The following is a 20,111-nucleotide window of genomic DNA, read 5'->3' as shown; positions in this document are numbered from 1 at the left end:
CCACGCGCCCCAGCGGGATCGGGCGGCGGGTCTTCCCGGGCAGGTCCGATGCGCCTACCGTGACTCCCATGCGAGCCGCGCGCGCCGACGACGTCGATCGCATCGCCGCGTCCTTGCCCGGGTCGGAACTCGGCATCTCCTGGGGTGATCGGCCCACGTGGAAGGTCCGCGGCAAGGGGTATCTGCTCTACCGGGCTCCGCACAGCTCGGCGATCGATCCCGCGACCGGCGAGATGTACACCGACCTGCTGGTCGTCTTCATGCCGGATCACGAGGCCAAGGCCGCCCTCGTCCAGGCCGACGGACCCTTCTTCGGCATCGACCATTTCGCCAGACACACAGGCGTGCTCGTGCAACTCTCCCGGCTGGGCGAGATCGGCGTGGACGAGCTCACCGAGATCATCACCGACGCCTGGGCGCACCGCGCGTCACCGGCCATGGTCCGAGCGCACCTGGGGGAGGAGCCCGACCCCCTCGACGGCCTGCCCGCACCGGCGCGACGTGCGCTGACCGCCGCCGGCCTGACGACGCGCGACCTCATCGACGCGACCTCCGACGCGGACCTCCTCGCGCTGCACGGCGTCGGTGCGACCGCGATCCGCCGACTCCGAGGACGCTGAGACCCGACGCAGCACTCACCCGCGCCGCGGCACCGCCAGTAGCGGCACCACGCACAGCACCGACGTGATCGCCATAGCCGTGCCCATGAGCTGCGGCGTGACCCCGAGGAGCGAGATCGCCGGCGGGACGAGCGCGCCGAACAGTGTCTGCACGAGGCCTATGCACGCAGCCGCGGCGCCCACCGCGTCGGCCTGACCCTCGAGCGCGAGGGTGGTGGCATTCGGCAGCAGGGGGCCGGCGATGGAGATCGCGAAGAACAGCGGCACGAGCACCCACCACACCGACGCACCGACGTTGGTGGCCACGGCCACCGCCAGACACGCGACGATGCTCAACCCGACGGTCCAGGTGAGGACGCGGTACGGCCCGAGAGTGTCCACGACCCGCAGGTTGATGCGGCCGAGGAGGAGGATGCCGACCGAGTTCGCGGCGAACAGATACCCGAACTGCTGCGGCGTCAGCCCGTAACCCTGCTGCAGGGCGAAGCTGCTCATCGCCAGGTAGAGGCTGAGCGGCTGGAACCCGATGGCCAGCACGAGCGCCGGTGCGAGGAACGACCGGTCGCGCAGCACCCGCGGAAACTCGCTGAACAGCGACGTGACACCGCCGTCATGGCGACGCTCCGGCGGCAGCGTCTCGGGCAGCCGCATCGCCGCCACGAACAGCGCGGTGCCGCACACCGCGAGCGCGACGAAGATGCCCCGCCACCCGGTGACCGCCATGAGCAACGCCCCGAGCAGTGGCGCCACCACGGGCGCGACGCCGAACACGAGCGCGGTGATCCCGAACGCGCGGGCGGCCTCACGACCGCTGAACAGGTCACGGACCATCGACCGGGCCAGGACGGCCCCCGCCCCGCCGCCGATACCGCCGAGAAGTCGTGCCAGGAGCAGGAACTCGAGGCTGGGCGTCAGCGCACACGCCACCGCCGCGACCGTGAAGAGCGAGACCCCCATGAGAAGAAGGCGTCGCCGACCGAGTTGGTCGCTGAGCGGTCCGATGACCACCTGACCGATGCCCATCCCGATCATCGACACCGACAACGAGAGCTGGCCGCCGGTCTCACCCGCACCGAGATCGCGGGTCAGTTGGGGCAGTCCGGGCAGGTACATGTCGAACGACAACGGCCCGAACGCCGACAACGCGCCCAGCATGATCAGCAGCCGCCGCCGCGAGGGCAGCGGGCGGGCATTGGATTCGGTCACGGGGCTCCTGACGGCGATGCCGGCCGGCCGGTGTCGGCCGCCGAGGGGAAGGTCGCGGGCCGCACCGCCCGACGGGACGCTACCAAACCGGACGAGGGGATCCTCCGGTCGCCGGAAGCACATCACCGGCGAACCGATGAAACGCCGAGACCGCCGCCCATAGGCGGCGGTCTTGGCGGCTCATGCCTGGCTCGTCCCGATCGAAGAACAACACGAACGACATCGATCCGGTAGGCGCTCGAGTCGATGCAGGTCAGCGAGGTGTGCGTGCTGCCCGAACCCTGCCCATGTCGTCCGTGTTGTTCTTCGTCCGACCTGACCCGGCACCTACGAGGGTCACGTGGCCTCGACCGACGACGTCTGTCGACCGGCACGCCGTCCGCGGAGCCTGTCGGCGACGCGTCGGGAGAGCAACGCCGACCGGCCCGGCCACAGCAGGCCACCGAGGATCGCGCCGACGATGGCCGGCACGATCCAGCCGAATCCCTGCTCCTCCAGCGGAATCAGGTGGTAGACCGACTGCAGGGCGGCGGGCATCTGCGTCCCCATCATGTCGGCGACCAGCGCAGCGGCCTCGTACAGGCTGACGATCGCCACGAGCAGGGCCGAGCCCTTCCACACGCCGTCGTTCGGCACCAGCGAGCCGAGCAGGCCGAGGATGACGATGAGGATGGAGATCGGGTAGATGGACAGGAAGATCGGGCCGGCGATGGCCACGATCCGCTCCACCCCACCGAGCGCCTGGAAGACGCCGACCACGCAGACGATGACGACACCGAGGCGGTGGGGGATCTTGATCGTCTCGTGCAGGAAGTTGGCGACCACGGAGGTGAGTCCGGCGGCGGTGGTGATGCAGGCGATGATGACCGCCAGCGACAGGGCGGACACCAGCCAGTTGCCGCCTGCCAGACGGACGAGGTCGGTGAGCAGGACCGTGCGGTCCTGGCTGGGATCGGTGCGGGCGGCGCCGGTGGCACCGAGGTAGAGCAGCCCGCCGTAGACGACGAACAGGCCGATGAACCCGACTCCGCAGGCCAGCGTGAGCAGGCGGGTGGGTAGCCGAGGGCATCCGAACGCGACGTCGGTTCTCCCACGGGGGAGGGGACGCCGCAGCTCAGGGCGCAGCAGGAGCGGGATCGCTGCGTGCCGCGGGGAGTGGACCGTGGCGATGCGACGGGGATATGTCGCCGGGGTTCTCGAGATGAACTGCGGCGGACGCTGTAGTGGCTCTCAGCCGTCCAGCAGGTATAACCGTGGCGTCACATCTCCAGACGGCGGGGACGGCCCTGAAGCATCCGTTCCGCCGGCCGTCGCCCATGAGGAGGCCCCATGTTCGCTGCGCTCACCCGTCTCACCCGTCCGACCGTGGCCATGGCGGTGGTCACCGCGGGGTTGCTCCTCGTCTCCGGGTGCAGTGATCCGGAGACCACTCCCCAGGCCGGCGCGCCGGGCGGGGCGACCGGCGCCGCGACCGATGCCGCGCCGGGCGCCGGACCCGAGATGCTCGACGACTTCGCCGACGTCCAGAAGGACGAGGCGATCGCCGCGACCGTTCCCGCCTCCGTCCGCGACTCGGGCATGACCGTCGTGATGAACGTGTCGAGTGCGCCGTCGAAGTTCTTCGCCACCGACAACTCCACGATCATCGGACTCAACCCCGACGTCGCCCGCGCGCTCGGCCGTGTCATCGGCGTGGACGTCAAGATCCAGGACGTCCAGTTCGACGGCATCATCCCCGGGCTGCAGGCCAAGCGGTACGACCTGGCGGTGTCGTCGATGGCGCCCAGCGCCGACCGCGTCCAGGTGCTCGACATGATCGAGTACGCCTCGTGGGGTACCTCGCTCGCCGTCAAGGCCGGCAACCCGGCGAACGTGCGCGTCGACACCATGTGCGGCAAGAAGATCGCCGTGCAGCAGGGCTCGATCCAGAACACCAAGCGCATCCCCGAGCACAACGCCAAGTGCAAGAGCGCAGGGCAGCCCGACATCGAGCAGGTCGTCCTGCCCGACCAGACGGCGGCGCTCCTGCAGTTGAGCACCGGGCGCGTCGACGGCGTCCTCGCCGACACCCCGGTTCTCGGCTGGGCCGCCAAGCAGCGACCCGGCTCGATCGACCTCGTCGACGAGATCCACAAGTCACCCGTGGCCGTCGCCCTGCCCAAGGGCTCCGAGTTGACGCCGGCCGTGCAGAAGGGCCTGCAGAAACTCATGGGGATGCCCGAGTACGCGCAGATGTTCGAGAAGTGGGGCATGTCCGACGCCGTCCTCGACAAGGCCACGAAGGCGGACGGTGACTCGTGACCGACACCGCCACACCCGCCACCGACGAGTATGAGGTCGTCGCGCGGAGAAACCCCTGGCAGACCGTCGCCACGGTGCTCCTGGCACTCTTCGTCGTGTATGCGACATGGGCGGTCGCCACGAATCCCCATTTCGAATGGGGCGTCGTCGCTCAATGGCTGACCGCCCGCACGATGGCGCTGGGTGCCCTGTTGACCGTCGGTCTGACGGTCGTGTCGATGGTGCTCGGCGTGATTCTCGGCGTGATCCTCGCGGTGATGCGGATGTCGGGAAATCCGCTGCTCTCGTCGGTGTCGGGCGCCTACATCTGGTTCTTCCGCGGCACGCCGCTGCTGATCCAGTTGATCTTCTGGTTCAACCTGTCGGCGCTGGTCCCCGTTCTTCGCATCGGGCTGCCGCTCGGCGGACCGACGCTCTACGAAGGCAGCGTCAACAGCCTGGTCACACCCCTGTTCGCGGCCCTGCTGGGGCTCACGCTCAACGAGGCCGCGTACATGGCCGAGATCGTGCGTGGTGGGTTGCTGGGTGTGGATCGCGGGCAGACCGAAGCCGCCTCCGCGCTCGGCCTGGGCAGTGGCCGCACGTTGTGGCGGATCATCCTGCCGCAGGCGATGCGCATCATCGTGCCGCCGACCGGAAACCAGGTGATCTCGATGCTCAAGAACACCTCGCTCGTCTCCGTGCTCGGCGTCGGTGAACTCCTGCACAGCGCCCAGATCGTGTACTCCCGCACGTTCCAGACGATCCCGCTGCTCATCGTCGCCTCGCTCTGGTATCTGCTGATGACCACGATCCTCGGGATCGGGCAGCGTTACCTCGAACGGCACTTCGGGCGGGGTCAGGAACACAGCTCCACGCCGAGGCGCCGCAAGAAGAAGGTGACGGCATGACCGACGAACAGACGGCCCTGGTCAGCGGACACGCGATCCGCAAGTCGTTCGGTGCCAACGAGGTGCTCAAGGGCGTCGATTTCGAGGTCGCCTCCGGTGCGGTGAGTTGCCTCATCGGACCCAGCGGATCGGGAAAGTCGACGCTGCTGCGCTGCATCAACCACCTCGAGCGCCCCGATTCCGGGTGGGTGAGCATCGACGGCGAGATCGTCGGCTACCGCCTCAAGGGCGAGCGCCTGTACGAGTTGCCGCCGAACCACATCGCCCGCCAACGCGCCGAGATCGGCATGGTGTTCCAGCGGTTCAACCTCTTTCCGCACATGACGGTGCTGGAGAACATCACCTACGCGCCGCACGTGATCCGGCGCCGGTCGAGGAGCGAGGCCCGCGCACACGCCCACGAGTTGCTCGAACGAGTCGGGTTGTCGGAGAAGGCGACCGCCTACCCGGGGTCACTGTCCGGAGGTCAGCAACAGCGCGTGGCCATCGCCCGGGCCTTGGCGATGAAACCCAAGCTCATGCTGTTCGACGAGCCCACCTCGGCCCTCGACCCCGAACTCGTCGGCGAGGTCCTCGACACCATGCGGATGCTCGCGCACGAGGGAATGACGATGATCGTCGTCACCCACGAGATGGGTTTCGCCCGCGAGGTGGGCGACACGCTCATGTTCATGGACGACGGCATGATCGTCGAGCGCGGTGACCCCAGAGAGGTTCTCGCCGACCCCCGACACGAGCGCACCCAGGCGTTCCTGTCCAAGGTGCTCTGAGCCGGGGGAGCGGCCGGGCGGCGGAGTCGGTGTCATGACCATTGTCGTGCGCGCCCGACGGTGGCAGGCTCGTGTCCCGGGGGTCTCTTCGGGTCGAACTCCGGTACAGCACAGTCCCTTTCGACCTGAGCGAAGGGAGACGATCATGTTGGGGATCAAGTTCGGGATCACTGGACGGTCCCGTCGCGCAGTCGCCGGGTCGGTCACGGCCATGGCGGCCTCGGCGATGGTCAGCGGGGTGTTCGCCGTGCCCGCCGCGGCGCAGGCCCCTGCGTCGGCGGGGGTATCGGCAGCAGTCACCGCGTCCACCTCGGCCGCTGCCTGTCGGACGGCCTGGGGGACGGGTGCCAAGGGCGCCAGATTTCCGGCGATGAGCACCGCGCCGATCACCGCGGTGAGGGCCGGGCGCCACCCCTGCTTCGACCGTGTCGTCATCGACGTCAAGGGTGGCGTGGCGCGTGGCGGCGTGTCCGCGGCGTACGTCTCCCAGGTGTATCAGGACGGGTCGGGGTATCGGGTTCCGCTGCGGGGCGGCGCTCGCCTGCGGGTGACCATCGGCAACGTCGTCCATGACCGCAACGGCCGCATCGTGTACAACCCGCGCAACCCGCGTGAACTGGTGCCCACCCGCGGGTACCGCACCCTGCGTCAGGTCGCTCTCGCAGGGTCGTTCGAGGGCGTCACCACCCTCGGCGTCGGTGTGGCACAGAAGAAGCCCTACCGGCTCTTCGTCGTCGACGGCGCGCGCGGCGACCGCGTGGTACTCGACATCGCCCACCGGTAGCCGTCTGAGGGGATCGAAGAACAACACCGACGACATCGATCGACGCCGACCGGGTCGAGAATCGCAACGCCGCAGGTCAGAGCGTTGGCCATCAGGCCCAGGTGGCGTCCATGTCGTCGGTGTTGTTCTTCGACGGCGGGGACCGGTCCTCTCGGGGCCCAGGTCTCGGAGACCTCCGGTCTCATCCGCGGTCACTCGGCTGGACGCATCAGTCACTCTCACCTGCGGAAACGCGCCGCCGAGGCCGCAGGATCATCAACACGGCCAGCGCGACGACCCCGCCGACGACGGTGTCGAGGACGCGGTTGCCGGCCAGGGCACCGGGTGGAACGCCGGGGGTGAGCTCCTGCGTCATGAGCAGCGCGAGCATGGTGATCCCCACGCACGCGTACCCGTAGTTGCGCGGTGACAGCGCCATGACCAGCCACAACAGCACCCCCATGGCGAGGAAGGCCGGCACCGATCCCGGAACCAGGGATACCCACACCTCGTAGGCCAGGGCGCCGACGAGGGTGCCGAGTACCCGGTGCGCGGCGCGCAGGCCCAGTGCGCCCGGCTCCTTGGGTGGCATCAGCACGAGCCCGGCGGCGAGGACGGCCCAGAACGGGTGCGGGTCGCCCAAGGCGGTCATGACCACCTGCACCACACCGATGGCGAGGCCACCCGCCAGAACACCCGGGCTTCACGCCCTGGCCAACGCAGACGGTCGGCCACTCTGTGGGGCAGCCCCGCCACACCGATCCGAGGCATCCGGGCGCGCGGATCGTCGCGCCCGGCCACGGCCGCGACGAACGCGACGACCGCTCCGAGGCACAACCACGGCAGGATCGCCGCCGCCCCGATTCCTGCCTGCCCGACGACACCCCCGCCACCGACCATGAGCACGAAGAAGTACGGCCCGGGAGGACCGAGGGGCACCACCTCGTCGAGCACGACGCCGAGGAACGCCGCGATGACGTACGCGGCCAGCGAGGCCGCGAGAGAACCGGAGACCGCGACTCCGGCACACACCGCGGCGACGAGACCCACCCCGGTCACCGCCATGACGACCGCGCGGTGACGACGCCTCGGCACCGCGCCGAACAGCACGCTGTAACTCCCGAGACCCATGAGCAGTCCGAGGAGGAAGTGCCCGAACAGGGCCGGCGCGACGAGCAGGGCGATCGTCGGCAGTCCCAACCGCGCTCGCATCGCGAGCGGCATCGCCGAGGGGCCCAGCGCGAAGACCTGTCGCCACGTCGTCATCGCCCCATTCCACCGCCTCGCTCACGGCGACGCAGGTCGGGGTTCGCTGCACGCGGGTCCCTCTCACCCGATCACGGGGAGTGGAAGAACAACACCGACAACATCGATGGGGGGCTGACTCGGTCACGAATCACAACGCCGCAGGTCAGGGCGTTTGCCCTCAGACCCAGGTGGTGTCCATGTTGTCAGTGTTGTTCTTCGTCGGCGGGGACCGGCCGCCCCGGGGTGGATCAGGCCCCGGTCGCGGGGGCGACGCCGGGGACGGCGCAGCCGCGCAGCATCCGGTTTCCGGCGACGAGTTCGGCCTTCTGGCCGGTGTCCTTGCCGTCGGCACCTGCACAGTGACCAGCGCGGATGATCAAGGAGATCGAGCTGCCCCGGTCGGTCCCGGTGAACTCGACGCCCTTGGCCCAGGCCGCACCGACGACGGTGACGCGGCGTTCGCCGACGCCGGCCCCCTCGGTCGTCAGGACGCCGTCGTTCACCACCGCACGCCAGTGCGGGGTGTCACCGACGGCGGTGAACGTGGCGCCGGGTGTGGGGGTGGCCTCGTTCGCCGAGTGTCCGGCCGTGCCGGTCGTCGGTGAGGCGGCAGGAGCCGTCTGAGCGGTCGCGGGCACGGGCGCGCTGATCGCGGTCGAGGTGCCCGATCCGCCACCGGTGGCGCACCCCGCGAGGGCGAGGGTGAGAGCCGCGACGCCCAGCGTCGATCGGATGCGCATGACGTGATCCTCCTGTCGGTGCGGCCGGTGTGCCGGCCTCTTCGTCGTGACAGTAGGAGGCGGGTATCTCGTCGACCGCTCTGCTCATTCACAGCCGCTTCACATCGGGCCGTGGTGGGCGGTGCGTCAGGGTCCGGCCGGTGAGAACGCGTCCACGAGCCTGCGGATCTCCTCGACCGCGCCGTCGGTCTCGATCTCGTCCAGTCCGGTGCCCAGGTAGAGGGCGTTCGCCCAGGTGGTGGAGTCGGCGCTGAGGCCGGCGGGGGCGCCGGAGCGTCCGTTCGTCCGTTCGATCGTGAGGCGGTCGCCCCAGTGCGCGCGGTAGTGGTAGCCGTCGTGGCCGATGCGCGCGTCGTGCAGGTGCAGGTCGACGTCCAGCGGCGGATCAACACTGCGCGGCGGCGCCATGGTCAGCATGGACTGGACGGTGGCATCCGGAGTCAGCCCGCAGCCGTGGACGGTTCGCGTGGGGGAGCGCTGCGCCCACCGGCCGAGTTGCTCGAAGATCGGGGCGAGTTCACGCGCCCAGGGCGTCGCGTCGTAGACCTCGACGTTGGCCGGCGGCGGCAACTGATCGTGCTCGACGAGGCCGTTGCGCTCCATCTCCCGCAGCCGCCCCGTGAGCACCGCGGGCGTGATGCCTCGCACGCAGGCGGCGATCTCACCGAAGCGCTTGGGGCCGAGCATCAGCTCCCGCAGGACCGGGTAGGTCCAGCGGTCGCCGAGGATCTCCATGGAATGCGCTGCGGCGCAGGCATCCCCGTGCTGGGCGTAGGTGCGCTTGATGGGCATGACCCGATTCTCTCCGAAAGACTATGGACAAGCAAGTGGACACTATGTTTAAGATACTCATGACCGCAGGCCGAGAGAAGGAAGCGATCCATGAACGAGCACCTCACCGCCACGCAGACCAGCACCGACGTGCACGAAGGCAGCCTCACCTCCCGTGACGGGACGTCCATCGCCTACACCAGGCTCGGCTCGGGCCCGGCGCTCGTGATGGTCCACTGCGTGGGCGTCTCACGAGCCACCACCCCGCAGCCGACGCTGCCCGCGGCACTGGCCGAGCACTTCACCGTCTACACCTACGACCGCCGCGGCAAGGGCCGCAGCGGCAACACCGCCCCCTACGCCGTCGAGCGCGAGTTCGAAGACCTCCAGGCCGTCATCGAGGAGGCGGGCGGTAGCGCCGTCGTCTACGGGTTCTCCTCCGGCGCCACGCTCTCACTCCTCGCCGCGCAGGCCGGCCTGCCCATCGACCGACTCGTGCTGCTCGAGCCCCCGCTGTTCCCCGACGCCGACCCCGACCTCCACCTGGCCACGGAGGCCCAGCGCCGCGTGGACGAGGACCGGGCAGCGGCACACCGCTGGTTCGACACGCAGATCGTCGGCGTCCCCGAGGAGGTGCTCGCCGAGATGCCGCCGCTGAGCGAGGAGGACATCGCCAACACGCCCTCGATCGTCCACGAACTCACCTTCCTGCCCGCAACCCCCGCCACCCGCTTCGCCGACGTCAGCCGGCCCACGCTCCTGCTGGCCTCCGACAAGACCGCGCCGATCATCCACACCTTCGCCGAACAGCTCGAACAGGCACTTCCCGACGTCACCTACCGCATCCTTCCCGGCGAATGGCACGGCCTCGACGACGCCACGATCACCGAGGCGGCCGCACACTTCTCGGGCGCGCCGGCTCAGACCAGGTAGCGCAGGTAGCGCTCCGGGCCGTCCAGGAAGCGCCGGTAGTGGTCGATGAGTTCCAAGTCCTCCCATGCAGATTCGCGCCAGCCCCACTCGCCCAGTTCCAGCAGGCGCGCGCCCGGGAGGGAGGCCAGGACGGGGGAGTGGGTCGACAGCAACACCTGGGAACGTCCGTCGGCGGTCAGGTCGATGAGGCGCCCCAGCAGGGCGAGCTGGGCCGTGAACGACAGCGCGGACTCCGGCTCGTCCAGCACGTAGAACCCCGGGCCCTCGAACCGGCTGCTGTCGAGCAGGGCGCCGAAGGACTCACCGTGGCTCAGGTGATGGAAGTTCGGATCCCACGGGCTCGGAGCGGAGGCCTGGTGGGTGAAGAAGGAGTGCATCGTCTCGGCCCGCAGGAAGAACCCCCACCGACTCGCGCCGCCGCTGCGGATGCATCGCAGGTGGGCGTGCAGGCCGGACTCGCTCGCATACGTCCTGTTCATCGCCCCCGTCGACCCGCCCTCGGCGTTCAGCCCGTACGCCATGGCGACGGCCTCGACGAGGGTGGACTTGCCTGTCCCGTTCTCTCCCACGAGTACCGTCGCCGCGCCGAGGTCGAGTCCGTGGGCGGCGAACCGGGCGACCGCCGGGATGGTCAGCGGCCACACTCCCTGCTCGGGTGGGTCGTCGGGGCGCACCTCGACGCGGCGCAGGGGAAGTCGGGAGAACTCCTCGCCGATCATGCCGGCGCCCCGTGGATCGCTCGTGCCCATACGGCGAGGGTATGAGAGGCCGCAGCCTCCGGGTCTGCTGGACGATCCCGTCGGAGTCCGTGCCGCTGCCAGGAGCCGCGCGGGTGACGCTGACGGCCTCCCGCACCCGGTGATCGGTGGATCCGGCTCGGCCGGTGGAGGTTCGGTCACGTTCGGGTGAGGATCGGCGAGGGGGTTTGTCCTTCGGTCGCCGTGCGCGCATGGTGAGAGACAGGCGAACGATCGAGGGGTGGCGATGACACAGGTGAACCAGCCTCGGGCTGCGGCGCCCGGAACGGTGGTGCTCGGGCTCTCACTGGTGGTGGGCCTCGTGGCGTGGGCGGCGTTCCTGTCCTACCGCTTCGGTGCCGCCTACTCCGTGTGGCAGGTGAGCGGCTGCGCGATCATCGTGCTGCTGGGATCGATCCTCACGTGCGTCCTCGCGCAGGGCCGGCACGCCTGGGCGACGGTCGTCGGGGTCACCGCCGGACTCGCCGTGCCCTGGACCTGGGAGGCCGCGTCCACCGACGAGACCGGCCTCTACCTCGTCGGTCTGATCCTGCTTCTCGCCGGACTCCTGGTGTCGACGATCGTCATCACGCTGGTCACCGACGCGGTCCTGCGCTTCGTGCGGCGATCCCGCGGTCCGGACCACGTGGAACGGCGCGCAGGAGAAGACTCCACCTGACAGGGATCCTCAGGCGTTCACCTCGTGCAGTGCCCGGCGGGCGTCGTGCGGGGTGCCGTCCGAGCGGGGGCGTGTGAGCGTGAATCGCTCGAACTCGCGCAGGGTTCCGTGCTCGTCCAGGACGTCGTGGTAGGTGACGACGAGATGGGTCGGCTCACCCGGCCCGGACCCCGGATCGACCTCGATGTGCGCGAAGCCGTAGGGATGCGCCAGATTGCGACTCGCGGACCAGGGCGCGTTCTCTCACACGTGGTGGGGCAGGCGGCGACCGACCGCGGGGTCGGGCTCGCCGACACCGGTGATGACGCGGCACGTCGGGGGAGTCGTGAGGCGCGCGGTGGTCGGCGCGGAGGTGCCACCGCTGCCCACCAGCAGATGCACCGTGCCGCGGGTGGCATCGATGTGGCGGGTGTCGGTGGATGCCGGTAGGGGGTAAGGGTCTCGTTGTCGGCGCAGCCGCGGATCGGGTGTGACCGCTCGTAGTGGTGGTCGTGCCCGCCGAGCACGAGGTCGACGTCGAACTCGTCGCACAGGGGGATGAGGGTGCGGCGCAGTCCGAGGTCCCCGCCGTTGGCCAGGTCGGCGGTGCTCATGCACACCTGATGCCCGACGACGACGATCCAGTCGATGTCGGGATCGGTACGGGCGGTAGCCAGTTCGTTGCGCAGCCACGTGAGTTGGGCGCCGCCGGAGTAGCCGTGCACGTAGGAGTCGCCGGCGTCCTGCAACGCCAGGTCGTCGGTGTGGATGCCGACGATCCGCACGGACCCGGTCGTGAAGGCGTACCAGAGACCGCGGCTCGCCTCGGTGTGTCCCTCGGCGTGAGGCAGCGCGAAGAACGTGCGGTAGGCGTCGTAGCCGAGCGGGCCGTTGCCCAGCTCGTTCTCGTGGTTGCCCGCCACCGGCATCCACGGTCGGAAGCGGGCCGAGGTGCTCGTGTGGTCCCAGTACCGCACCCAGGTCTCCACACGGTCGACGGCGAGGTTGGTGTACGCCAGATCTCCTGCAGGCAGGTGGAACAGCGGTCGCAACGACTCGACCCCAGCGGTGGTCCCCGCGGCCTCCGGCGCGCCCAGGCCCCCGCCGGGCACGGGGAGCCCCAGCACGGCGGCCTCGTCGGGATCCATCGGGACACCCTGATCGCCGAACGTCGTGAAGGACAACGGAGCCCGCCCGGTCGGCGCGGTGCGCCAGTCGCCGTGCTCGGGGGAGGCGCCGTCGTGGACCGCGACGACGTCGTGCTGCACATCGGGGGTGAGCCCGGTGACGACGGCGTGGTGGGCGTGGATGCTGCGGCCCGAGCGCGCGTCGGTGTAGCTGCGGGTGGCGGCGTCGACGGCCCGAGTGGCCCCCGCGTCCCGGGGAGTCACGCGCACGTGAGCGCCGGTGACCGGCACCTCCGTGAACCAACTCACCACCACCTCGCGGGCGGCGTCCCCACCGAACTGGATGTGCAGTCCCCGAACCGGATATCCCCTCATGACCCGATGATCTCGGGTGCGATGACCCGCCTCGACCACCGGGTCGTGTCGGGCGGGTGAACGAGACGTGAGGTCTGGGTCACCTCTGCGGGAGGACGGCTCGGACGGGGCGCCGATCGCACTGCGGGGGCGAGGGGTGTGCACGGGTCTCCGGCGTCGCCGAGCGAGCCTACGGGAGAACGGCAGCCGTGGTCAGGTGTCGTGTCGTCGTCGTCCAATGCCGGGGGAGCACGGTGTTCTCTTCGACACTGAGGGTGTGAGGACCGGTGAACGCGCGACGCGAGGACGGCTCGCGGCGCTCGACGTGGCTCGCGGTCTCATGCTCGTGGTCAGCGTGACCGTCAACGCCTGGTACGCGGCGCCGACGTGGTTCGCGCACGCCCCGTGGCTCGGGGTGCATCCGGTGGATCTCGTGTTCCCGGCGTTCGTGACCCTCAGCGGGGCCGGACTCGGGATCCTCTACGCCCGTGGGGTCCGTCCACTGCGCGAGGCGCGGCGGGTCGTCGTCCTCCTCGCCGCCGGCCTCGCCTACAGCGCGATGGCGCAGTACCTCGTGTCGGGTGCGGTCGACGTCGCCACCCTGCGCCTGACCGGCGTGCTGCAGCTCTACGCCGTGGTCGTGTGCGTCGTCGCACTGGTGAGCACGGTGGCGACGTCGTGGTGGCGGTGGCTGGTGGCGGCCGGGGTCCTGGCCGTGACGCAGATGTGGCTCCTGCTCGGCTCGGCCGCGAGGTGCCCGGCCGGGTTGACCCCCGAGTGCAACCCCTCGCGCGACCTCGATCTGGTGTGGCTCGGCGTGCACGCCTATGCGGGAGGGCGGCTCGGGCACGACCCCGAGGGGCTCGTCGCGATCCTCGGTGCGCTCGTGTCGGCGATGGTGGGCGCGGCGGCCGGCCGGCTGCTGCGCGATCGGCGGGACACGGCGCACTTCCTGTGGGGCGGGACGATCATCCTGGCTGCCTGCCTCGTGATGACTGCAGTGACCAGCGCTGTCGTCCCGGCGTTCAAGCGTCTCTGGACCGCCCCGTTCGCGCTCGGGGTCGCGGCGGCCGTCGTCCTGATCCTGCTCGCGTTGTACCTGCTGCTCGACACACGCGAGGTGGGCCGTGTCGAGAGCGCCGGTCGCTTCCCCCTCATCGCCCTCGGCCGCAACAGCCTGCTCGTCTACTTCGGATCCCACGTCGTCATGGAGGCCCTCGTGCTGCGGGGACCACACGGCAGCGCCCGCGGGGACGCACCCTCCTGGGCGGACCTCGGGGCAGCGGCGCTCGCGGACGCCGTCGGGATGCCGGGATCACCGTGGCCCTTCTGCGTCGCGGCGGTCGTGGCCTGGACCCTGCTCGCCGCCCTCCTGCACCGCTGCGGGGTGTACGTCAAGGCCTGAACGCAGACCGGTCCGACGACACCCGGCCGGGCTCACCGGGTGCCGACCTCAGCGCCCGGCCACCTCGGGGTCGAGGGCGCCGAGGCTCACCTCACGTATCGAGCCTCACCGTCGCCGGTGAGGCTCGATACGTGAGGTGAGCCCGGTCGTGCGAGGTGAGCTTCGGAAGACTCCGGGCGTCCGACCCGAGGCCTGTCCCGGCCGAAGGCCGGGGTCAGCGGCGGTCGTCTCGCGGGGGTACGTCTCCCTCGGGCGTGGGGTCGACGCGGTGCAGACGCCCGCCACTCTGATCCGGAGTGCCGTCACCGTCGGCGCCGGCGACGATCTCATCGCTCGAGGGGCCGTTCGGGTCGTACACGTGCACGGTGCGCGTGCTCCCCGCGCGGTCGTCGTCGGCCGTCCGATCCCGCAGCCCGTCCTCACCCCGCGCGTTCTCGGTCGACGCATCCTCGACCTGCGGGCCTCCGACCGGACCGTTCCCGACGCGCTCGTCGTCGCGTCGCCCAACCCCGTCCTGAGGCCGCGAGTCCTCGGCTCGTGCGTCGTCGCCCCGCAGGTGGTCGCCTCGCGGCTCGTCGCCCTGCACGTCGTCCCGCCGCAGGTCGTCGTGGCGATCCGAGCCGTCCGAGTGGACGACTCCATCGGCCTGGCCGCCGGTGGCGCGAGGGCCGTCGGCCACCCCTGCTCCGGGGGTGGTGAAGCGCTCTTGGGCGACCCGCTCCTCACCGGGGGTGGGGGTTGACCGGAGACGGGCGTCGCCCTCGTCGTCGCCGACCACGTGCCGTCCTCGGTCCTCGACCTCGTCACGGCGGACGTCGGCGGCATCGTCGCGGCGGTCGGTGGACGCGTCGGTCTGGGCTGCGGGCGCGGCGCCGGCGTGTCCGTGCTGGTGGGAGTTTCGGTCCCACTCGGCGCGGTCGTCGGCGACGGACCGGCCGTCGTCGAGGCGTCGACCGTGCTTGTCGGTGCGCACGTCGGGGTCGAGCCGGTCGGCCTCGCGCAGTTGCTCATCGCGGCGGGTCAGCAGTTCGTCGCGGACCTCCCCGCGCTTCTCCGCCTCGATCTGCAGCCGCTCGGCCTCGGCGGCCTTCGCGTCCGCCTCGGCGCGGGCGCGGCGGGCGACAGCGTCGGCCTCTTCGGCGCGGGCAGCACGTTCGCGCAGGTCGCGGTCGTGTTCGTGGGCCTTGGTGCGGAGGATCTCCGCGTCCTCACGCGCGCGTTCCCGCTTCTTCTTGGAGGCGGATCGGGCGATGACGACGACGATGATGAGGAGGACGAGAATCGCCAGGGCGATCCACAGCCACTGCATCTGCATCGGGTCCATGGGGTGCTCCCTCGTGCCGGGCGCCCTCGTCTCGGGCGTGGGATTCTCACGGTACGAGACGATCCGGGTGTTCGCGAGAGATCCGGTCCTCGGGCATCCACCCGGCGTCCCGGCCTCGACCCGCGCTCGCCCTCTCACGCCGAAGCCGGAGGGCGGCGTCGAGTCCTGAGTCCATGGCGTCCGGTCTGAACGTCACCCTCCGGGTTCCCGTGGGGGAGAAGGGTGGTCCTCACGTGGTGCGGACGTGGGGGCGTCAGCTCGCGACCCAGAGACGCGCCTGTGCGTCGTCCGCCGGCTCGAAGGTGCGGATCTCCGCCGGAAGAACCCGGCCGACGACCTCGGAGACCCGACGCAGCGACCCCTGTTCGGCGACGATGGCACACCGGTCGATCTTCGGGATCAGCACGGTGTTCTTGAGGTCCTCCCAGAACGCCGCGGGCTCGATCTTGCGGAGGTCGATCTCGCCGTACCTGGCCAGCAGGCGGATGCTGCCGTGCTCGTCGATCGTCTGCTGCAGGGTGCGGTGGCACTCGGCCATCGCATCGGCCTCGAGGTGGCCGGAGAACTCGATCTCGACGATGTTCGTCCCTCCCAGGACGGTCGTGGTCAACATGGTCAACTCCTTGCTCTGGGGGCACCGGCTCCAGCTCCAACTCTGCCCTGCCGGCCGCTCCCGAGCACGCGGACGGGGCCGCCGATCATGTCCGGCGGGCCCCGCCTCGCCGAGGCTCAGTCGCGCACGGCCCCGGGCCTGCCCTCCTCCACGACGAACGAGGCCAGCGTCTCGATGTTCGCGTCGGGCCTGCTCACCGTGTCGACCATCTGCAGGTCGGTCCGCCACTGCGAGCGGTCGACGGTGCACCGCACGTAGCCGCGACGGTCGCCGTCGAAGAACGTGATGTGCGGGTTGTAGCCGATCATGGGCCCGTAGTAGGGGCCGTACACGGCTCGGTCGCCGTTGGTGGTGATCGATGTGCCGACGAATTCGGTCGCGACCACCGGAGACCCGGAGCGGTTGAAGTCCTGGTGGACGTCGTTGACGAACGTCGAATGCCAGTCACCGGTGACGAAGACGGGATTACGGGTCCCCGCCTCGACCATCGTGTCCAGCAACCGCCGGCGGGCGGCGGGGTAGCCGTCCCACGCGTCGTGCCAGAGGACGTCGCCCTTGTCGCCGTCATGGTCGAGGCGGGAGACCATGACGTTGTTGCCGAGGATGTTCCACATGGCCCCCGACGCAGCCAGACCGCCGTGCAGCCACGACTCCTGGCGCCGGCCGAGCATGGAGATGTTCGCCGCGTTCTGCGGCTCGCAGGCCGGAGCCTCGCCCCACCCGCACGGCGGGACGTCGCGGTACTGGCGTCCGTCCAGCATCCACAGGTGAGCGAGGTCGCCGTACGGCGCCGCCCGGTAGATCCGCATTCCCGAGCGGGTCGGGGAGGAGGAGTGCGGCAGCGGCTGGTGCTCGTAATAGGCCTGGTAGGCAGCTCGGCGGAGAGCGGTGATGTCCTTCTTGCCCTCGTACTGGGAGTGGTTGCCGGCGTAGTCGTTGACGACCTCGTGGTCGTCCCACGTGACGAACCACGGAAAGCGGGCGTGGACCAGTTGCAACTGCGGGTCACGCTTGTACAACGCGTACCGATACCGCCACTGCTCCAGCGACGACGGGGCCGGCCGGGCCGGAGTGGGCACGCTGTTCTTCTTCTTGCGGTAGCCGCCGTCCGCGGGGATCGCGCCCTCGTACACGTAGTCGCCGAGGTGGACGACGAAGTCGAGGTCGTCGTTCGCCATGTGCGCGTAGGGGGAGTAGTAGCCGCTCGCATAGTCCTGGCAGGAGGCGAACGCGAAGGTCAGCTGATCCACCCGCGCACCGGGGCGCGGGAGCGTGCGGGTGCGGCCGATCGCGGATTCGTTGCGGCCCGTACGGAACCGGTAGTAGTAGACGCGGTCGGCCTCCAGACCCGACAGCTCGATGTGGACCGAGTGCGCGAGGGCGGCGGAGGTTCGCACCTGCCCGCGGGCGACGACGCGCCGCATCCGGGAGTCCTCGGCCACCTGCCACTGCACGCCCGCCGGCTGCTTCATACCGCCGTCCGCCTCGAAGGGGGTGGGGGCGAGCCGGGTCCACAGGACGACGCCGTCGGGAGCCGGGCATCCGGAGGCGACGCCGAGCGTGAACGGATAGTCCCGCGGCGCGGCGCTGGCCGGTGCGGCATCGAGGCCGAGGAGGGCTGCGGCGCCGAGGACGCCCATGCCGGTGAGGACGTGCCGACGGTCGACGCCGACGTCAGGGGAAACGGTGGGGAGAGCCATGGCGCAACCCTTTTCGCGGACGGCCGACGCCGGCCGACCGTGAGTGGACGCCATGGCGTCGGGTGCGTGAACACCTGGCGACGCCGGCCTGAAGGGGCCGCCCCGTCCGAGATCGCAGCGTGTGCCGGACTCGCCGCCTCGGACCGGAGGCATTCGGAGGCAGGACGATCGTCACCCCGTGTTCGACGAATGTTCCTCCAGCGCCGTCCTGTTCGTCGACCAGGGGACCGCCGGTCGCGACGACCATCGGCGCATGACCTCCCTGCGCCCTGTCGCGGTGTTCCTCGCCGCGCTCCTCGCCCTTCCCCTGCTCTGGACCCCGTCGGCGACCGCCCACCCAGGGCCCGGCCACGGCTCGAAGCCGCGTCACACGCAGGCGCTCGAACGCGCCCACGCCCACAACGACTACGAGCACGCCCGCCCGCTGCACGACGCGCTCTCCCACGGCTTCACCAGCGTCGAGGCCGACGTGTGGCTCGTCGGTGACGAACTGCTCATCGGACATGACGCACCCGACCCCGCCCGCACCCTGCAGAACACCTACCTCGAGCCGCTGCGCCGGGTGATCACGGAGAACCGCGGGAGCGTCCACCGCGGCGGGAAGGCCCGCTTCCGGCTCTACATCGACGTGAAGTCCGGCCCCGAGACGTGGGCGGTCATCGAGAAGAAGCTGCGCGACTACCGCGACATCGTCACCGTGTGGAGCGGGGAGCGTCGCCTGCCCGGAGCCGTGGAGGTCGTCATCTCCGGCAACCGCGACCTGGCGGCGATGGAGGCCGCCGACGTGCGGTTCTCCGCCTACGACGGTCGCCTTCCGGACATCTACAGCGGCCTGTCGCCCGAACTCATGACGGTCCTCAGCGACAACTGGACCAAGCACTTCACCTGGATGGGTGAAGGCACGATGCCCGCCGCCGAGCGCCGCAAGCTGCACCGCATCGTGAAGCTGGCCCACGCCCAGGGGTATGAGGTGCGGTTCTGGGCCACCCCCGACGCGGCCGGCCCGGCGCGCGAGGCGGTCTGGCGCGAACTCGTCGCCGCCGACGTCGACCAGATCAACACCGACGACCTCGCCGGTCTGCAGACCTTCCTCGCCAAGAACGACCCCACCGAACGTCGCGGCGGACGCGGCTGACGTCACCCCAGCCGGAGCACGGACGACGACGGCCGGTGCCGCCCCCGATCGGGGCGACACCGGCCGTCGTGTGTCCGGCGGGGAGGGTCAGTTGTCGAACAGGCCGCCGAGCACCCCGCCACCGCCGCTGCTGCTGGAGTTCCCACCCGAGGCCGGACGGTTCTCGGCCGGCTGGATGACGACGTGCCCACGACCGCCGAAGGCCATCTGGAACGTCTCGCCGGTGCCGCCGCGCAGGATCGAGCCCAGCCCGCCGGCGTCGACGCGGACGTCCATCGTCACGCCCTGGGTCCACATGACGACCGCGTTGGGGTCGCCGAAGGTGGTCGAGCTGCCCACGTCGAGGGCGACGGGCTCGCCGCGCGTGGTCACGGCCACGAACCCGGTGCCACGCAGCGAGACGTTGTACAGGTCGCCGGTCATCGCGGCGCCACGCGCCTGTACCCGGTGGATGTCCCACGCGATGCTGTCGGAGAACGCGAGGACGTTACGGCCGTTGACCGAGATCATGTCGTCCTCCAGGTAGAGCACCTGGACGTCGGCGGCGCCGTCGCCGAGGAACATCTCCCCGCGGCCGGAGCAGCGCATGACGCTCAGACCCTCGCCGGTGGCCGCCTGCTTGAGCAGCCGCCCGAGGCCTCCGGACCCCTTGTTCTCGAACCGGAGCTCGCCCTGATAGGCGACCATCGACCCGGCCTTGGCCCAGACGGAGTCACCGGCGACACGCACCTTGAGCATCTTGGAGTTCTGCCGCGAGAACGGCTCGCGCGCCTCCTGCTCCTTGTACTGCTCGAACAACGCGCCGTAGATCGTCAT

At 70.3% G+C, this 20,111-nt stretch carries 21 protein-coding genes; 9 read left to right on the top strand and 12 right to left on the bottom strand.

The genetic code is table 11. The annotated features are described in order from the left end of the window. Positions 1 to 68 precede the first annotated feature (68 nt). Positions 69 to 620, top strand: coding sequence for an MmcQ/YjbR family DNA-binding protein (locus tag QQK49_RS11225; protein ID WP_284303991.1), 552 nt, complete (start codon positions 69 to 71; stop codon positions 618 to 620). A gap of 15 nt (positions 621 to 635) precedes the next feature. Here the strand turns inward: QQK49_RS11225 and QQK49_RS11220 are convergent, their stop codons facing one another. Further along, complete coding sequence (locus tag QQK49_RS11220; protein WP_284303990.1) at positions 636 to 1,826, bottom strand: multidrug effflux MFS transporter; 1,191 nt, start codon at positions 1,824 to 1,826, stop codon at positions 636 to 638. 336 nt (positions 1,827 to 2,162) lie between these two features. After that, positions 2,163 to 2,864: a branched-chain amino acid transport system II carrier protein gene (locus tag QQK49_RS11215; protein ID WP_284305890.1), complete on the bottom strand. Its 702-nt coding sequence runs from the start codon at positions 2,862 to 2,864 to the stop codon at positions 2,163 to 2,165. Positions 2,865 to 3,155: 291 nt separating this feature from the next. On the opposite strand from QQK49_RS11215, the gene QQK49_RS11210 reads away from it, so the two are divergent. The 4 genes from QQK49_RS11210 (at position 3,156) to QQK49_RS11195 (ending at position 6,571) form a co-directional block, all read left to right on the top strand. After that, positions 3,156 to 4,127, top strand: a complete 972-nt coding sequence (locus QQK49_RS11210) for an ABC transporter substrate-binding protein (RefSeq protein ID WP_284303989.1) — start codon at positions 3,156 to 3,158, stop codon at positions 4,125 to 4,127. Further along, a complete protein-coding gene (locus QQK49_RS11205; protein WP_284303988.1) occupies positions 4,124 to 5,017 on the top strand; it encodes an amino acid ABC transporter permease in 894 nt (297 codons plus the stop codon). Before QQK49_RS11210 ends, QQK49_RS11205 begins: the two co-directional genes overlap by 4 nt. Next, the gene (locus QQK49_RS11200) at positions 5,014 to 5,787 is read left to right on the top strand and encodes an amino acid ABC transporter ATP-binding protein (protein WP_284303987.1); all 774 of its coding nucleotides are present in this window, start codon (positions 5,014 to 5,016) and stop codon (positions 5,785 to 5,787) included. The genes QQK49_RS11205 and QQK49_RS11200 overlap by 4 nt, the downstream gene beginning before the upstream one ends. 145 nt (positions 5,788 to 5,932) lie before the next feature. Continuing rightward, positions 5,933 to 6,571 (top strand): AMIN-like domain-containing (lipo)protein, encoded by a 639-nt coding sequence (locus tag QQK49_RS11195; RefSeq protein ID WP_284303986.1) that lies wholly within the window; start codon positions 5,933 to 5,935, stop codon positions 6,569 to 6,571. A 208-nt stretch (positions 6,572 to 6,779) separates the two neighbouring features. Here QQK49_RS11195 and QQK49_RS11190 read toward each other — a convergent pair whose 3' ends face one another. The 4 genes from QQK49_RS11190 to QQK49_RS11175 all read right to left on the bottom strand — a co-directional run bounded on the left by QQK49_RS11190 (position 6,780) and on the right by QQK49_RS11175 (position 9,330). Next, entirely contained in the window at positions 6,780 to 7,202 is a 423-nt protein-coding gene (locus QQK49_RS11190) for an FUSC family protein (protein WP_284303985.1), read from the bottom strand. Further along, positions 7,199 to 7,816 carry a hypothetical protein gene (locus QQK49_RS11185; protein WP_284303984.1) on the bottom strand — a complete coding sequence of 206 codons (618 nt, stop codon included), beginning with the start codon at positions 7,814 to 7,816 and terminating at the stop codon, positions 7,199 to 7,201. The genes QQK49_RS11190 and QQK49_RS11185 overlap by 4 nt, the downstream gene beginning before the upstream one ends. Before the next feature lie 230 nt (positions 7,817 to 8,046). After that, positions 8,047 to 8,538, bottom strand: a complete 492-nt coding sequence (locus tag QQK49_RS11180) for a hypothetical protein (RefSeq protein ID WP_284303983.1) — start codon at positions 8,536 to 8,538, stop codon at positions 8,047 to 8,049. Positions 8,539 to 8,664: 126 nt separating this feature from the next. After that, entirely contained in the window at positions 8,665 to 9,330 is a 666-nt protein-coding gene (locus QQK49_RS11175; RefSeq protein ID WP_284303982.1) for a winged helix-turn-helix transcriptional regulator, read from the bottom strand. 90 nt (positions 9,331 to 9,420) lie between these two features. Here QQK49_RS11175 and QQK49_RS11170 point away from each other — a divergent pair, with 90 nt between their 5' ends. Continuing rightward, complete coding sequence (locus tag QQK49_RS11170; protein ID WP_284303981.1) at positions 9,421 to 10,242, top strand: alpha/beta fold hydrolase; 822 nt, start codon at positions 9,421 to 9,423, stop codon at positions 10,240 to 10,242. Here the strand turns inward: QQK49_RS11170 and QQK49_RS11165 are convergent. Further along, the gene (locus QQK49_RS11165) at positions 10,230 to 10,991 is read right to left on the bottom strand and encodes an AAA family ATPase (RefSeq protein WP_284303980.1); all 762 of its coding nucleotides are present in this window, start codon (positions 10,989 to 10,991) and stop codon (positions 10,230 to 10,232) included. The genes QQK49_RS11170 and QQK49_RS11165 overlap by 13 nt on opposite strands. Before the next feature lie 235 nt (positions 10,992 to 11,226). On the opposite strand from QQK49_RS11165, the gene QQK49_RS11160 reads away from it, so the two are divergent. After that, complete coding sequence (locus QQK49_RS11160; RefSeq protein WP_284303979.1) at positions 11,227 to 11,658, top strand: hypothetical protein; 432 nt, start codon at positions 11,227 to 11,229, stop codon at positions 11,656 to 11,658. Between the two features lie 17 nt (positions 11,659 to 11,675). Here the strand turns inward: QQK49_RS11160 and QQK49_RS11155 are convergent, their stop codons facing one another. After that, positions 11,676 to 13,139 carry a purple acid phosphatase family protein gene (locus tag QQK49_RS11155; protein WP_284303978.1) on the bottom strand — a complete coding sequence of 488 codons (1,464 nt, stop codon included), beginning with the start codon at positions 13,137 to 13,139 and terminating at the stop codon, positions 11,676 to 11,678. Positions 13,140 to 13,395: 256 nt separating this feature from the next. On the opposite strand from QQK49_RS11155, the gene QQK49_RS11150 reads away from it, so the two are divergent. After that, positions 13,396 to 14,523, top strand: a complete 1,128-nt coding sequence (locus tag QQK49_RS11150; protein ID WP_284303977.1) for a heparan-alpha-glucosaminide N-acetyltransferase domain-containing protein — start codon at positions 13,396 to 13,398, stop codon at positions 14,521 to 14,523. A 214-nt stretch (positions 14,524 to 14,737) separates the two neighbouring features. Here QQK49_RS11150 and QQK49_RS11145 read toward each other — a convergent pair whose 3' ends face one another. The 3 genes from QQK49_RS11145 to QQK49_RS11135 all read right to left on the bottom strand — a co-directional run bounded on the left by QQK49_RS11145 (position 14,738) and on the right by QQK49_RS11135 (position 18,160). Beyond that, on the bottom strand, positions 14,738 to 15,847 hold the full coding sequence (locus QQK49_RS11145) for a hypothetical protein (protein ID WP_284303976.1): 1,110 nt from the start codon (positions 15,845 to 15,847) through the stop codon (positions 14,738 to 14,740). A gap of 253 nt (positions 15,848 to 16,100) precedes the next feature. Further along, positions 16,101 to 16,460, bottom strand: coding sequence for a SpoIIAA family protein (locus QQK49_RS11140; RefSeq protein WP_284303975.1), 360 nt, complete (start codon positions 16,458 to 16,460; stop codon positions 16,101 to 16,103). A 116-nt stretch (positions 16,461 to 16,576) separates the two neighbouring features. Further along, positions 16,577 to 18,160: an alkaline phosphatase D family protein gene (locus QQK49_RS11135; protein ID WP_284303974.1), complete on the bottom strand. Its 1,584-nt coding sequence runs from the start codon at positions 18,158 to 18,160 to the stop codon at positions 16,577 to 16,579. A gap of 178 nt (positions 18,161 to 18,338) precedes the next feature. On the opposite strand from QQK49_RS11135, the gene QQK49_RS11130 reads away from it, so the two are divergent. Further along, positions 18,339 to 19,295: a phosphatidylinositol-specific phospholipase C/glycerophosphodiester phosphodiesterase family protein gene (locus tag QQK49_RS11130; protein WP_284303973.1), complete on the top strand. Its 957-nt coding sequence runs from the start codon at positions 18,339 to 18,341 to the stop codon at positions 19,293 to 19,295. Between the two features lie 87 nt (positions 19,296 to 19,382). Here QQK49_RS11130 and QQK49_RS11125 read toward each other — a convergent pair whose 3' ends face one another. Beyond that, entirely contained in the window at positions 19,383 to 20,111 is a 729-nt protein-coding gene (locus QQK49_RS11125; protein ID WP_284303972.1) for an AIM24 family protein, read from the bottom strand.

This window comes from Mobilicoccus caccae, from assembly GCF_030161635.1.
Classification (GTDB): domain Bacteria; phylum Actinomycetota; class Actinomycetes; order Actinomycetales; family Dermatophilaceae; genus Mobilicoccus; species Mobilicoccus caccae.
This window is presented reverse-complemented; position numbering and strand designations above follow the sequence as displayed.